The 13,843-nt window shown below is 71.6% G+C and carries 12 protein-coding genes; 6 read left to right on the top strand and 6 right to left on the bottom strand.

What is annotated here, in order from left to right:
• The first annotated feature begins 134 nt into the window (after window positions 1-134).
• The 3 genes from ACZ43H_RS08875 (at window position 135) to ACZ43H_RS08865 (ending at window position 4,122) form a co-directional block, all read left to right on the top strand.
• On the top strand, window positions 135-575 hold the full coding sequence (locus ACZ43H_RS08875) for an SRPBCC family protein (protein ID WP_464589467.1): 441 nt from the start codon (window positions 135-137) through the stop codon (window positions 573-575).
• Window positions 576-606: 31 nt separating this feature from the next.
• A complete protein-coding gene (gene uvrB / locus ACZ43H_RS08870; RefSeq protein WP_464589465.1) occupies window positions 607-2,733 on the top strand; it encodes an excinuclease ABC subunit UvrB in 2,127 nt (708 codons plus the stop codon).
• 102 nt (window positions 2,734-2,835) lie between these two features.
• Complete coding sequence (locus tag ACZ43H_RS08865; RefSeq protein WP_464589464.1) at window positions 2,836-4,122, top strand: MFS transporter; 1,287 nt, start codon at window positions 2,836-2,838, stop codon at window positions 4,120-4,122.
• Here the strand turns inward: ACZ43H_RS08865 and ACZ43H_RS08860 are convergent.
• Entirely contained in the window at window positions 4,076-5,134 is a 1,059-nt protein-coding gene (locus tag ACZ43H_RS08860; RefSeq protein WP_464589462.1) for an AbrB family transcriptional regulator, read from the bottom strand. The genes ACZ43H_RS08865 and ACZ43H_RS08860 overlap by 47 nt on opposite strands.
• A gap of 84 nt (window positions 5,135-5,218) precedes the next feature.
• Between ACZ43H_RS08860 and ACZ43H_RS08855 the strand changes: the two genes are divergently transcribed.
• The 3 genes from ACZ43H_RS08855 to ACZ43H_RS08845 are packed head-to-tail and all read left to right on the top strand — an operon-like array spanning window position 5,219 to window position 7,201.
• The gene (locus tag ACZ43H_RS08855; RefSeq protein ID WP_464589460.1) at window positions 5,219-6,229 is read left to right on the top strand and encodes a PIG-L deacetylase family protein; all 1,011 of its coding nucleotides are present in this window, start codon (window positions 5,219-5,221) and stop codon (window positions 6,227-6,229) included.
• Between the two features lie 23 nt (window positions 6,230-6,252).
• Window positions 6,253-6,822: a hemerythrin domain-containing protein gene (locus tag ACZ43H_RS08850; RefSeq protein ID WP_464589459.1), complete on the top strand. Its 570-nt coding sequence runs from the start codon at window positions 6,253-6,255 to the stop codon at window positions 6,820-6,822.
• 28 nt (window positions 6,823-6,850) lie between these two features.
• The gene (locus ACZ43H_RS08845; protein ID WP_464590779.1) at window positions 6,851-7,201 is read left to right on the top strand and encodes an MmcQ/YjbR family DNA-binding protein; all 351 of its coding nucleotides are present in this window, start codon (window positions 6,851-6,853) and stop codon (window positions 7,199-7,201) included.
• Window position 7,202: 1 nt separating this feature from the next.
• Here ACZ43H_RS08845 and opgC read toward each other — a convergent pair whose 3' ends face one another.
• From opgC to ACZ43H_RS08820, 5 genes are read right to left on the bottom strand one after another with little or no spacing between them, the layout of a single operon-like run.
• Window positions 7,203-9,701, bottom strand: coding sequence for an OpgC domain-containing protein (opgC, locus tag ACZ43H_RS08840; protein ID WP_464589458.1), 2,499 nt, complete (start codon window positions 9,699-9,701; stop codon window positions 7,203-7,205).
• Window positions 9,680-10,132 (bottom strand): ATP-binding protein, encoded by a 453-nt coding sequence (locus ACZ43H_RS08835; RefSeq protein WP_464589456.1) that lies wholly within the window; start codon window positions 10,130-10,132, stop codon window positions 9,680-9,682. Before ACZ43H_RS08835 ends, opgC begins: the two co-directional genes overlap by 22 nt.
• Window positions 10,125-10,460 carry an STAS domain-containing protein gene (locus ACZ43H_RS08830; protein ID WP_464589454.1) on the bottom strand — a complete coding sequence of 112 codons (336 nt, stop codon included), beginning with the start codon at window positions 10,458-10,460 and terminating at the stop codon, window positions 10,125-10,127. The genes ACZ43H_RS08835 and ACZ43H_RS08830 overlap by 8 nt, the downstream gene beginning before the upstream one ends.
• Complete coding sequence (locus tag ACZ43H_RS08825; protein ID WP_464589452.1) at window positions 10,457-12,514, bottom strand: glycosyltransferase family 2 protein; 2,058 nt, start codon at window positions 12,512-12,514, stop codon at window positions 10,457-10,459. The genes ACZ43H_RS08830 and ACZ43H_RS08825 overlap by 4 nt, the downstream gene beginning before the upstream one ends.
• Window positions 12,511-13,737, bottom strand: coding sequence for a PP2C family protein-serine/threonine phosphatase (locus ACZ43H_RS08820; RefSeq protein ID WP_464589451.1), 1,227 nt, complete (start codon window positions 13,735-13,737; stop codon window positions 12,511-12,513). Before ACZ43H_RS08820 ends, ACZ43H_RS08825 begins: the two co-directional genes overlap by 4 nt.
• Window positions 13,738-13,843: the final 106 nt, after the last annotated feature.

The following is a 13,843-nucleotide window of genomic DNA, read 5'->3' as shown; positions in this document are numbered from 1 at the left end:
GGAGGCGGTGGAGCGGCCGAGAGGAACGGTCCGGGACGAGTCGGACGCCCGTCGAACGAGGACCTTCGGACCCTGCTCACGGACCGCGCCCGGGCGTGTACTGCCACTGGGAGGGGTGGGGAGCAGTGCCGCACGTGAGGGGTCACATCGACATCGCGCGCCCGGTGGAGGACGTGTTCGACACCGTCGCGGACCAGACCAGGGAGCCGTCGTACAACCCGGGCATGGTGAGCTCGCAGCAGATCACACCGGGGCCGGTCGGCGAGGGCAGCAGGTTCCGGGCGGTCGCCCGGACGGCGGGGCGCGAGGTCCCGATGACCATCGAGCTGGTGGACTACCTGCGTCCGCACCACCTCGGCGTGCTGACCAGCGTCGACGGCACGATCATCGACGGCACCATGGACTTCGTCCCGTGCGCCGGGGGCACCAGGATGTGCTGGGACTGGGACATCCGCACGACCGGGCGGGTCCGGGTGCTCGGGCCGCTGGTGGGCTACCTCGGGCGCCGGCAGGAGAGGCGGATCTGGGGCGGCTTGAAGCGCCAGCTCGAGAGTGACGGCGGACGACGGGAATAGGACTGTCGGCGGCGACGTTTAGGCTCGTCGTATGCGACCCGTGACCGATCTCGAGCGCCGTGTGGCGCCCTTCAAGGTCGTCTCCGACTACCAGCCCTCCGGCGACCAGCCCGCCGCCATCGCGGAGATCTCGAAGCGGATCGACGCCGGCATCGAGGACGTCGTCCTCCTCGGCGCCACCGGCACCGGCAAGACCGCGACGGTCGCCTGGGTGGCCGAGCAGCTGCAACGACCCCTGCTGGTGATGCAGCCCAACAAGACGCTGGCCGCGCAGTTCGCCAACGAGCTGCGCCAGCTCTTCCCGGACAACGCGATCGAGTACTTCGTCTCCTACTACGACTACTACCAGCCCGAGGCCTACGTCCCCCAGACCGACACCTACATCGAGAAGGACTCCTCGATCAACGAGGAGGTCGAGCGGCTGCGCCACTCGGCCACCAACTCGCTGCTGACCCGCCGCGACGTCATCGTGGTGAGCACGGTCTCCTGCATCTACGGCCTCGGCACCCCCCAGGAGTACGTCGACCGGATGCTGCGGCTGCGGGTCGGCGAGGAGCACGACCGCGACTCGATCCTGCGTCGGCTCGTCGAGATCCAGTACACCCGCAACGACATGAGCTTCACGCGCGGCACCTTCCGGGTCCGCGGCGACACGCTCGAGATCTTCCCGGTCTACGAGGAGCACGCGGTCCGCATCGAGTTCTTCGGTGACGAGATCGAGCGGCTGATGACGCTGCACGCGGTCACCGGCGAGGTGCTCACCGAGGACCAGGAGCTCTACGTCTTCCCGGCGACCCACTACGTCGCCGGACCCGAGCGCATGGAGCGGGCCATCCGCGGCATCGAGCTCGAGCTGGAGGACCAGCTGGCGAAGTTCGAGCGCGAGGGCAAGCTGCTCGAGGCGCAGCGGCTGCGGATGCGCACCACCTACGACATCGAGATGATGCGCCAGGTCGGGTCCTGCTCGGGCATCGAGAACTACTCGATGCACATCGACGGTCGCAGCCGCGGCTCCGCGCCGAACTGCCTCCTCGACTACTTCCCCGAGGACTTCCTGCTCGTCGTCGACGAGTCCCACGTCGCGGTGCCGCAGATCGGCGGCATGTACGAAGGCGACATGTCCCGCAAGCGCAACCTGGTCGAGCACGGCTTCCGGCTCCCGAGCGCGATGGACAACCGGCCGCTGCGCTGGGAGGAGTTCCTCGAGCGGATCGGCCAGACGATCTACCTCTCCGCGACACCGGGCGACTACGAGCTCGACAAGGTCGGCGGTGACGCGGTCGAGCAGATCATCCGCCCGACCGGGCTGGTCGACCCCGAGGTCGTGGTCAAGCCGACCAAGGGCCAGATCGACGACCTGATCCACGAGATCCGCACCCGCACCGAGAAGAGCGAGCGCGTCCTGGTCACGACGCTGACCAAGAAGATGTCCGAGGACCTCACCGACTACCTCCTCGACGCCGGCATCCGCACCCGCTACCTCCACTCCGAGGTCGACACCCTCAAGCGGATCGAGCTGCTGCGCGACCTGAGGCTGGGGGAGTACGACGTCCTCGTCGGCATCAACCTGCTGCGCGAGGGCCTCGACCTGCCCGAGGTCTCGTTGGTCGCGATCCTCGACGCCGACAAGGAGGGCTTCCTCCGCTCCGACAAGTCGCTGATCCAGACCATCGGCCGTGCCGCGCGCAACGTGTCCGGCCAGGTGCACATGTACGCCGACCGGATCACGCCGTCGATGGAGTCCGCGATCGACGAGACCAACCGCCGCCGGGCCAAGCAGGTCGCCTACAACAAGGCGCACGGCATCGACCCCCAGCCGCTGCGCAAGAAGATCGCCGACATCACCGAGATGCTGGCCCGCGAGGACGAGAGCACCCAGGCGCTGCTCGAGACCTGGGCCGGCACCGAGGCCAAGGGCCGCGCCGGCGGTGTGAAGGCCAAGCAGCCCGTGCCCGCGCTGTCGTCCAAGGACGCCGGCAAGCACGCCGCCGACCTGGCCGGCATGCCCAGCGCCGATCTCGCCCAGCTGATCCAGGACCTCACCGACCAGATGCGCAACGCCGCCGCCGAGCTGCAGTTCGAGGTCGCCGCCCGCCTGCGCGACGAGATCTCGGAACTCAAGAAGGAGCTCCGCCAGATGATGGAGGCGACGAAGTGAGGAGCAACCTCGACCGAGGAACGAGGTCGTGCGATTGCGACGAGCGAGGAGCATCGCGAGCGAAGCGAGCGGCGGCCACCACGTGATCTCTGGGTCTGTCGCGTGAGCGCAACACTCGGCCGCGCCTACGCCGTGTGGGCGGTCGGCCTGCTCGTCTACTTCCTCGCGGTCTTCCACCGCTCCTCGCTCGCGGTCGCGGGCCTCGCGGCCACCGAGCGCTTCGACATCTCCGCCGCCCAGCTGGCGACGTTCACGATGCTCCAGCTGCTCGTCTACGCCGCCATGCAGATCCCGGTCGGCCTGATGGTCGACCGGTTCGGCTCGCGCAGCGTGCTGCTCTGCGGCACCCTGCTGCTCACCGCCGCCCAGTGCGGCTTCGCGGTCGCGGACAGCTACGGTCTCGCGCTGGTCGCGCGGGTGTTCGTCGGCATGGGCGACGCGATGACGTTCATCTGCGTCCTCCGGCTGGTGAGCACCTGGTTCCCGGCCCGGCGGATCCCGCTGATGACCCAGATGACCGGCACGCTGGGCCAGCTCGGTGCCGTGGTCGCGGCGATCCCGATGACCTGGGCCCTCGGCCACCTCGGCTGGACCACGGCCTACCTCGCGGCTGCCTCCTTCGGCGTCGTGCTCGCCGCGGCCCTGCTCCTGGTGCTCCACGACAGCCCCGAGTCCCGACACCTGCGGGGGCCGCGGCTCTCGTTCGCGGCGGTGCGCTCCAGCCTGGCGGCGTCGTGGGCCCACCCCGGGACCCGGCTCGGGTTCTGGATCCACTTCTCGACGCAGTTCAGCCTCACCGCGCTGACCCTGCTGTGGGGCTACCCGTTCTTCGTCCGCGGCGAGGGCCTGAGCCCGACCACCGCCGGCAGCCTGCTGACCGTCCTCATCGTGGCCGTCATGATCGCCGGCCCGACCCTCGGGTGGCTGGTGGGCAGCCACCCCTGGCACCGCTCGTCGATGGCGCTCGTCATCGTGTCGACGATCGCGGCCGTGTGGACCGTGGTGCTCGCCTGGCCGGGCTCCGCGCCGGTGTGGCTGCTGGTGGTCCTGGCGCTCGTCGTGGGGGTCGGCGGCCCGGCCTCGATGATCGGCTTCGACGTGGGCCGGACCTCCAACCCGTCCCACCGGATGGCCAGCGCCAGCGGCATCATCAACCAGGGCGGCTTCATCGCCAGCCTGGTGCTGGTGGTCGCCATCGGCGTGATCCTCGACTGGCGCACCCCCGGCGACTCCACGGCGTACACGCCGTCCGCGTTCCGCTGGGCGATGAGCGCCCAGTACCTCCTCTGGGCGCTCGGCCTCTCCCAGGTCTGGCGCTACCGGCGCCGGGCGAGGTCGGTCATCAGTCGCGACGAGCTCTACGCAACCAGCTCGCCAGGGGTGGCGTGAGCAGCAGGATCACCAGCAGCCGGAAGACCTGCGCCGCCGTCACGTAGGTCACGTCCGAGCCGCTGTCGGCGGCCGTTGCCAGCACGGCGAAGAGACCGCCGGGGGTCGTGGCGAGGTACGCCGTGAGGCCGTCGACGCCCGTGGTCAGGCTGAGCAGGGCCCCGAGCCCCGCGCAGAGCCCGATGACCGCCGCGATGAGGGCGAGCACCAGCGGGAGCATCCGGGTGATCGCCGCCAGGCTGGCGCGGGTGAAGCGCAGCCCGACCTGCACGCCGATCAGCAGGTAGGCCAGGTCCTGCAGGGCCTCCGGCACGGCGGCGTCGCCGAGCCCCGACCAGCCGCCGGCACCGAGGACGACGGCCACGGCCATCGGCCCGAGCAGGGTGGCGGTCGGCACCGCGACCAGCCTCGCCAGCAGCAGGCCCAGCACGAGCGAGACGAGGGCGAAGACCACGTCGATGGGCCAGGGTGCTCCACCGGCGTCGAGCTCGCCCACACCGCGCTCGGGTGAGAAGACCAGCGAGGTGACCAGCGGCATCGCGAGCAGCACCATCAGCACCCGGAGGTACTGCACGACGGTGACCACCCGGTCGTCCGCCCCGAGCTCGTGCGCCACGGCGACGACGCCCGACGCACCCCCTGCGACCAGGGAGAAGACGCCCGTCACGGCCGAGACGTCGCGCCGCAGGGCGAGGACCCGCCCGGCGGCGAGGCTGAGCACCAGGGTGCCCAGCGTGACCAGCAGGATCGGCACGACGTCGGCGCCCATCCGGACCAGCCCGTCCAGGCTGACCAGCGCGCCGATGGTGACGCCGACCAGGCCCTGGCCGACCCGGAAGGCAAGCGCCGGCACCCCGAGGACGGTCGGGGACGTCAGGGCGTGGGCCATGCCACCGAGGAGGGCTCCGAAGAGCACCGGCGACGGGAGCCCGAGGAGCTCGAGGCCGATGCTCGTGGCCGCGGTGACGGTCAGGACGAGCGCCCAGCCGCGGGCACGGGAGCGGGTGGGCATCGAGATGATGGTAGTCACTAGGCTTCGGACCACGGATCCTCGTCTCGGGAGGCGCATGTGCAGTATCCAGGGCCATCGGCACCGTTGCGCGCCCTGCCCGACGGCATCGTGCGGGAGACCACGTCGCCCGAGCAGCTGGTCGTGGTGTGGGCCGCCCACGGCGTCGAGGAGCTGATGGGCGCCCTCGCGGCGACGGGGCATCTGCCCGTGCTGCTGGCGCCCCACGAGACCGTCGAGCTGGTCGAGGTCTCGGGCGCACCGGCGATGCTGCTGGTCGAGTCCGACCTGCTCGACGACGCGGCCGTCGCGGTCCTGCAGTCGGTCCGTTCGCTCTCGCCCCAGGTGCGTGTCTGCGTGCTCGCCGGCCCCGGCGCGGGTGCGCACGGCCTGCTGCGCGCGTTGCGCAGCGGAGTCTCCGAGGTTCTCGACCCCCGCGACGTCGACGGGCTGCAGCAGCTGCTCCGCCCGGCGCCGTCCGCATCGGCCGAGCGGGTGCTGGCCGTGGGCGCCCACCCGGACGACGTGGAGATCGGGTGCGCGGCGACGCTGCTCCGCCACCGCGCATCGGGCCACCCCGTCTCGGTGCTGACGCTGAGTCGCGGCGCGGTCGGGGGCCCACGCGAGACCCGTCGGCAGGAAGCGGTCGGCGCGGCCGTCGCAATGTCGGCCGAGCTGTTGATGGGCGACCTGCCGGACACCCGGATGGAGGACGCCCACGAGATGATCGGCCTGGTCGAGGGCGTGATCGCCGCGGTCGAACCCACGACCGTCTACGTGCACTCCAAGGCCGACAACCACCAGGACCACCGCGCCGTCCACGACGCCACCGTGATCGCGGCGCGCCGGGTGCCGCAGCTGTTCTGCTACCAGTCGCCGTCCTCGCGCAACGGCTTCGCGCCGACCAGGTTCGTCCCGGTCGACGACACCATCCACCAGAAGGTCGAGGTGCTCGCCAGCTACCGGTCCCAGTCGACACGTCACTACCTCGAGCCCGACCTCGTCGTCGCCAGCGCGCGCTACTGGGCCCGTCAGCTGACGCACGCGAAGTACGCCGAGCCCTTCGAGGTGGTGCGCGCCAGCGGGGCTCCCTCCTAGCAGGCCCTCGCTAGGGTGCGTCCATGACGACGATCGATCTGGGCAGGCCCGTCTCGGGTGACGTGGTGGAGCTGATCCTCGAGGACCACCGCCGGTTCGAGGCCCTGCTGCGTGACCTCCGGGACAGCAGCGCGGACCGTGACGCGGTGCGGCAGGCATTCGCCACGCTGCACGTCGCCCACGCCGAGGCGGAGGAGAAGCACGTCTACCCCCAGCTGCGCCGGAAGCAGGCCGTCGGCGAGCACGAGGCCGAGCACGGCAAGGAGGAGCACGCCGAGGGGCACGAGGCGCTGCTCGCCGTCCTCGAGCTCAAGGGCACCGACACCCAGGCCTTCGACGACGCGGTCGAGGAGCTCGCCCGGCTGGTCAACCATCACCTCACCGAGGAGGAGCTCTCGATCCTCAACCCGGCGCGCGACGAGGTCGGTGAGCGGGTGCGGGCCGAGCTCGGCGAGGCCTTCGCGACCGAGCGCAACGCTCAGATCGACGCCGGTTGCGGCAGCCTGACCAACGTCCGCCGGATCGTCGCCGACGCCCGCAAGGAGGGCCTGCTCGGCGACGAGGGCGACGCTGAGGACGACGACGAGGAGTGAGGGGGCGCGGGCTGTGGACGTGGAACGGATGCAGGCCCACTGCCTGGCCAGGCCGGGCGCATGGCCGGACAACCCCTGGGGTCACGAGCACCCCGTGATCAAGGTCGGCCCCGCGGAGGCCGGCAAGATCTTCGCGTTCCTCGGCGCGGACGGCGTCGGCGTCAAGGGGGGCCCGAGCCGCGAGGCGGCCGACGAGTGGCTGGACCGCTTCCCGGGGGCCGCCACGGTGATGGCCTACATCGGCCGCTCGGGGTGGAACAACCTGTCGTTCTCCGGCGACATCCCCGACGAGGAGCTGCTCGAGGCGGTCGACGAGTCCTACCGGCTGGTGGTCGCGAAGCTGCCCCGCAAGCACCGCCCCGAGGGCTGGGACGCCTGACTCAGCGTGGGATGACCGAGAAGAGCACCTTCTTCCGCACCAGCACCCACACGACCGCCAGCTCGCAGGTGTGCAGCACCAGCCCCTGCCAGACGCTGTCCCGGTCGAGCCCGGGGACGTTGTCGACGGCGATGACCAGGAACACGTGCACGATGAACACGTACAGGCTGGCCTGGCCGAGCGGGACGAGGAAGCCCCCCACCGCGCCGTGCACCGGGCGCCAGAAGGCCGTCAGGAACGCGAAGGCCACGATGGCGACGAGCGCGAGGTCGACGAGCCGGCCGGGCTGGAGGTCGACGCGGATGTAGAACCGGTCGTACAGGCCGGCGTAGGTGCCGGGGTCGAACGGGCCGAGAGGGAGCATCCCGCGGTGCGCCAGCCACAGCCACCCCAGCACCGCGGCGTACGCCGTGACGAGCAGCGCGCAGACGACCTTGCCGGCCCGCGTGGTCAGCGCGCCGACCACCTGGCGCCGGTAGTAGCCGAGCACCAGGCCGTGGACGAAGGCCACCTGCCAGATGAGCAGCGGGAACACGTCCTCGAACTGCGAGGGCAGCCAGTGCACGTCGTCCACGGTGCCGTAGACGTAGGCGCCCCACGAGAGCGCGAGCACCACCCACCACAGGCCCCGCACCAGCAGCCAGGAGAGCAGCGGCACCAGCGCGGTGAGGACGACGAAGAGGCCCAGCACGTTGAGCACCCACGGCCCCATGTGCAGCGTCAGCAGCTCGCGCACAGCGAACCACGGGGGCGGGTAGTCGAAGAGGTGCCGGGCGTTGGCGTAGAGGTCGTAGACCTGGCCGGCGGCCGCCTCGCCAGCTGCGCCGGTGCCGCGGTCGGTGAACGTGGTCACGACGGTCGCGTCGAGCCCCGGCAGCAGGCCGAGGACGAACACCAGCACCGTCACCACCAGCGCGACCAGGTAGATCTTCCGGGCGCGACGGAGCCGCAGCACGGCGGCCGGCCACTCGCCGAGGCGCTTGACCTGGCTCGCCTGGACCATGCCGAGGACGACGCCGGAGAGCATCACGAAGCCCTCCGCGCCGCTCACTGCGCCGAAGGCGTTGAGCGTGACGTAGGAGTACGGCCCGGCGAGCTCGGTGTGGGTGATCACGACCGTGCAGATCAGGAAGCCGCGGAAGAGATCGATGCGCAGGTCCCGGCTGGTGCTGCCGTCGTCGGCGTAGGACCAGGTGGGCGCGAACCGTCCCGTGGCGCCGCTGACGAAGAAGACGACGGCGAGCAGCACGACGCACAGCACCACCCAGCCCATCGAGTCGCCGAGGTGCTCGGCGTCCGGAAGGCGCCCCTGAGCGGTGGCCTCGTTGGCGGCGGCCTGGGTGATCTGCCGGGTGACCGGCCCGGTGTCGAGTCCGCTGGCGGAGACGTCGGAGCGGAGCGCCCCGGCGAGCCGGCCGGTGTGGGTGGCGCGCCACTCGACGAGCTGCCCGTCCACCTCGGCCTCCGGCCGCTTCACCTCGAGCCAGCTGATCGCGCCGATCAACGGGTGCGACTCGTTCGCGGCGAGGACCTGGCGCCACCAGGCCCGCTTGACGTCCAGCTCGTCGGCGCCGCCGACGGCGGCGTTGTAGAGCGCCCCCGTCTCGACCAGGACCGGCTTGCGGGCCGGCTGGGCGAAGCGGTCGTAGAAGGAGGCACGACGCGCGCGGTCGCCGTACCCCCAGCGCTCGTCGAGGCGCTGTGCGTACTCGCCGGGCCGGGGCACGGTGTTCGTGTCGACGCCACCGAACCGGTAGAGCGTGAGCCCGACCCAGTCGGTGGCCTCGTCGCCGGGGTAGTAGGGCCCGTAGGGGTCATCGCGCTCGTCGACCCGACCGTCACCGCTCGTGTCGAGCGCGTCCTCCTCGCGGGTGCCGGACGGATCGACGGCGCCGTACGCCTTGCCGAAGGGGTAGCCGGACCCGTACGCCGGGGCCCACACCATTGCGGCCTGGTCGGTGGCGGCGTGCACGGCATCCGCGACGAGGCGGAACGCGGGGACGTAGGCGCGCGGCTGCTGTCCCCAGGTGACCCAGGAGCCGTTCATCTCGGGTGCGAAGCGCACCAGGAAGAACGTGTCGAGCTCGCGGTGCAGGTCGGCGAGGGCCTCGCCGAGCCGGCGGGCGTCGGCCTCGTCCAGGTCGTCGAGGGGCACCTGGGGCTCGAGGTCGACGACCGCGACGGCCCCCTGGGTCGCCACCGACGCCACGGCGCTGCGCAGCGCGTTCTGGTCGTCGTCGCCCAGCGGATAGTCCACCGGGACGCTGTACAGCGACGGCTGGAGACCGAGCCGGTCGGCGTAGTCCCGGGCGTCGTCGTCGGGGAAGTCCAGTCCCGGGCCGAACCAGGGGTGCCCGGCGGCGGGGGAGGGGACGGGGTCGGGCGAGGGGTCCCCGTCGGCGACGGCAGCGGGCGACGCCCCCGTGAGGAGGGCGAGGATGATCCCGAGCAGCAGGAGGGCCGTCGCCGGACGGCGGTTCAGCCGGGCCTCCGCACGCACTGGAGCCGCCAGTGGTTGCGGCCCTCGACCCGGTCGTAGCTGAGGTCGTCCAGTGCGGACGCCGCGAGCGCGAGGCCGCGACCGGACTCGGCCATCTCGTCCGGCATGACGACGTCGCTGAGGTCGAGCGCCATCGGGAGGCCGTTGTCCGCGAACCGGGCGACGAGCTCGTCGTCGGTGGCCGCCAGCGTGACGTCGAAGCGACGTCGCTCGCCCGCCGCCTCGTCGTCGTGGTCGAGGCGGTAGGCGTGCTCGACGATGTTGGCGAGCACCTCGATGACCGCCATCTCGAAGCGCATGCGGTCGGCGTCGGACACGTCCGGGTGGTCGGACCACAGGTGCTCGAGCAGCGCGTGGACGAGGTCGAGGATCGAGGGATCGGCGGGAGCCGAGAGCTCCAGGCGGCCGGGGGCGCCGTCCGCCTCACTCATCGAAGGCGCCTTCGACGGTGTCGCGGGCCCGGAGGACCTTGTCGAGGTTGGTGAGCGAGAAGACCGTCTGCACCGAGGCCGTCGGCCGGGCGATGCGCAGGTCGCCGCCGGCCTGGCGCGCGGACTTCAGGCCCGCGATCAGCGCGCCCAGCCCGGAGGAGTCCAGGAACGTCGTCTCCGCCATGTCGACGACGATCCTCGTGGTGCCCGCCGCGACCAGCTCGCTCAGGATCTCCCGCAACCGTCGGGCGGAGACCATGTTGAGCCGGCCCTGGGGCGTGACCACCCCGATCCCGTCGGGAAGCGTCTGGACGGCGAACTCGATCATGGTGCTCCTCTGTGTCGGCGGCCGACCTGGTCGTCGGCCTGGTGGGGACGGGTTGTGCCGGAGTCGGTGGCCTCGGGCTCAGGCACCGATCCGGTCTCGGTCTCGGGCTCGAAGCCCCGGTAGCGGGCGGCCCTGATGATCACCGAGAAGATCGCGAGGTCGAAGGCGACCCAGACGAGGTTGAACGCGGTGCCGAGCGGCCCGGCCTGCCCGACGGCCACCCGGAAGACACCGATCACGGCCGCCACCACCAGCAGGCCCATGGCCCACAGCTGGGGGCGCACCAGGTGCCAGGCCGGGCCGGTGGGCTCCCGGCGGGTCTTCGGCGTGACCGCGAAGTCGAGGCTGCGTCCGAACCACACGTTGCCGACCGCGGAGGTGACCGAGCGGATCCAGGTCGGGAACAGGGCCAGCGAGTACTGCTGGCCGCGCCAGGTCGGTCTGCCGTTGGCGACCACGAAGAACAGCAGCTGGTTGACGACCAGGAACGGCACCAGCCGGACGAAGAACTCGAGGCTCAACGCGCGGACGGGCAGCACTCCGAAGGTCAGGTAGATCATGGGGGCCGCGAGGTAGACGATGGCCGCGAAGCCGGACAGGTAGCTCCACATGGTCGCGAAGTACATGAGCCGCTGGGCGATGCTGAGCCCCTTCTTCACCAGCGGGTTCTCGCGCAGCATCACCTGCACGGTGCCCTGGGCCCAGCGCAGCCGCTGGGTGAGCATGGTCTCGAGGTCCTCGGGCGCCAGGCCCCAGGCGAGGATCTCGTCGTGGTAGGCGGTGCGCCAGCCGAGCGCGTGGATCCGCATGCAGGTGGCCATGTCCTCGGTGACCGAGATGGTCGCCATCGGCATGATCGGCTGGGCCTCGCCGGCCAGGTCCACGTCGACCGAGCGGACCAGGGCCTCGACGGTCTCGATCGCGCCGAGCGGCGACCAGTCACGGTGCGCGAGGCTGTCCAGCATCGCGTCGTCGACCGTCGCGATGCTGCCGCCCTCGCTCTCGGTGAGGCTCTCCAGCTCGGCGATCACGGCGAGGTCCGCGCGGATGCTCTCGGCGTCGGAGGCCGCCATCCGGTGGCGGATCTCCTCGACCCGCTGCTGGAAGGTGAACGTGACGTCGAAGAGCGCGGCGCCCTGGCGCAGCTGGCGTCGGGCCTCCGACAGCGCGCCGCCGACCGCGTCGAGCGCCGTACGCAGCTCGACGTCGTCGCGTCCGAGCTGGCGGCGCGCCGAGCGCAGCACCGAGCGGGCCGTGCGCAGCGCCCGGTTGACGCCGAGCTCGACCTCCCCGACGTAGTGCGAGACCCCGAGCTGCATCAGCGCGTCCCGGCGGATCACGGCGTTGGAGCCGCAGAAGAACGCGGCGTTCCAGCCGTCCTTGCCCTGCTGGATCGGACCGTAGAACAACGGCGCCTGGCTGCCGAGCGGGTCCGACCGGGGGACGTTGACGAAGTACTGCGGCGTCTGGACGAGCGCCATCCGCTCGTCCTCGAAGTAGCCGAGCGTCCGGTCGAGGATGGTGGGCTCCGGCACCTGGTCGGCGTCGAGGATGAGCAGGAACTCGCCCTCGAGGCTCATCAGCGCGTTGTTGAGGTTGCCGGCCTTGGCGTGCCGCGGCATGCCCTCCCAGTCCGCGGTGCGGGTCATCCAGCCGATGCCCTCGGCCTCGGCGGCGGCGCGCATCTCGGGGCGGTTGCCGTCGTCGAGGATCCAGGTCCGGTGCGGGTAGGTGATCGCCTTCGCGGCCAACGCGGTCTTCATGACCAGCTCGACGGGCTCGTTGTACGTCGCGATGAGCACGTCGACCGTGCGGCCCGGCGGCGGGGGAGCCGGCTCCCCCCGGTCCTTGAGGCGCCACATCGCGAGGCCGAAGAGCAGGGAGTCCACGAGGCTGTAGGTCTCGGCGAGCACGAGGGGCACGGCGATCCACCACGCGTCCCAGTTGACCGAGAACAGCCAGCGCCAGGCGACGTAGTTGATGCCGAGGGCCGCGGTCAGCACCACGACGACCCGGATCACCGCCAGCCGGGCGGCGCTGGTCCCTGCGCTCACGACGCGCTCCGGTAGACGGCCACGGCCGTCACGTCGTCCAGCGCGACCCGGTCCTCGGTCAGCGTGGCGATGGCGGCCAGCACCTCCTCGACGCCGTCGTGCCGCGCGAGCAGGTCCCCCACGGGCTCGACCCAGGCGTCCGGGTCGTCGAGCAGGTCGAGCAGCCCGTCGCTGAAGAGCAGCAGCCGGTCACCGGGGCCGAGCGTCGTCTCGTGCTCGGTCCAGTGGTCGTCGGGGAGGACGCCGAGCGGGCGGTCCTGGCCGGCCAGCCGCTCGAGGGTGCCGTCGGCGTGGCGCAGCAGGCACAGCCCCATGCCGGCGTCGACGTACCGCAGCAGGCCGTCCTCGAGGTCGAGCGCCGACTCGAAGAGCGTCACGAACGACTCGCTGCGCTCGAGGTCGGGCAGCAGGCTGCGCGCGGCGTGGGTGACCGTGACCCCGAGGTCGGCGCCGGCGGTCACGGCGGCGTGCGTGCCGCGGATGGCGGCGCGGGTCCCGGCGCCGACCAGCGCCGCGCCGGTCCCCTTGCCCATCACGTCGCCGAGGCCGACGTGCATCACCCCGTGGGCGATCCCGTAGTCGAAGAAGTCGCCGCCGACGGCGAGCGCCGGACGACAGGTGCCCGCCACCGACCAGCCGTCGACCTGCAGGGTGGCGGCGGGGAGCAGCGACGCCTGCACCGCGCCCGCCTTGGACATCTCGTCGGCCGAGAGCAGCTCGCGCTCGGCCCAGACCGCGAGGTCGGCGAAGGCCGTGAGCTGCTCGGGCGAGAGCTGGCGCGGCTTGCTGTCGTAGATGCAGAAGGTGCCCAGGACGGTCCCGGACCGGTCCCGCAGCGGGTGCCCGGCGTAGAAGCCGACGACCCCGTCGGCGACCGCGGGGATGTCGCGGAACCGGGGGTCGTGGGCGGTGTCCTCGCTGACGACCACCCGACCCTCGACCTGCGCCCGGTCGCACAGGGTCTGCTCACGTGGAATTGCGTCGCCGTCGAAGCCATAGCTGCCCGGGAACCAGGCCCGGTCGCCGTCGACCACGGTGATGGCGGAGAACGGCACGCCGAAGACGGTGTGCGCCAACCGGGTGATCCGGTCGAAGCGTTCCTGGGGCCCGTCCTCCACGAGACCGAGCGCCTCGACGGCTCTCTGGCGGCGCTCCGCGTCGCCCGGTGCTTCCGCGGACGCGTTCGTCGGTGCGTCTGCGCCTGGGTGCGCTGCCTGCGACATCCTCGTGTTCCTGTCAGCCGAGCCTGGGAGCACTGCAGTCGACGGGGATGTTCCGAACCCCCGAGACATGCACGACGATATCGTCACGTCATCACCAATTCTCGGG

This window comes from Nocardioides sp. DN36 (genome assembly GCF_055380375.1).
This window is presented reverse-complemented; position numbering and strand designations above follow the sequence as displayed.

Excerpts from the sequence above, each read along its gene's own strand:
- uvrB (WP_464589465.1), top strand. The coding sequence starts at position 607 with ATGCGACCCGTGACCGATCTCGAGCGCCGTGTGGCGCCCTTCAAGGTC.
- ACZ43H_RS08830 (WP_464589454.1), bottom strand. The coding sequence starts at position 10,460 with ATGATCGAGTTCGCCGTCCAGACGCTTCCCGACGGGATCGGGGTGGTC.
- ACZ43H_RS08850 (WP_464589459.1), top strand. The coding sequence starts at position 6,253 with ATGACGACGATCGATCTGGGCAGGCCCGTCTCGGGTGACGTGGTGGAG.
- ACZ43H_RS08820 (WP_464589451.1), bottom strand. The coding sequence starts at position 13,737 with ATGTCGCAGGCAGCGCACCCAGGCGCAGACGCACCGACGAACGCGTCC.
- ACZ43H_RS08860 (WP_464589462.1), bottom strand. The coding sequence starts at position 5,134 with ATGCCCACCCGCTCCCGTGCCCGCGGCTGGGCGCTCGTCCTGACCGTC.
- ACZ43H_RS08835 (WP_464589456.1), bottom strand. The coding sequence starts at position 10,132 with ATGAGTGAGGCGGACGGCGCCCCCGGCCGCCTGGAGCTCTCGGCTCCC.
- ACZ43H_RS08845 (WP_464590779.1), top strand. The coding sequence starts at position 6,851 with ATGCAGGCCCACTGCCTGGCCAGGCCGGGCGCATGGCCGGACAACCCC.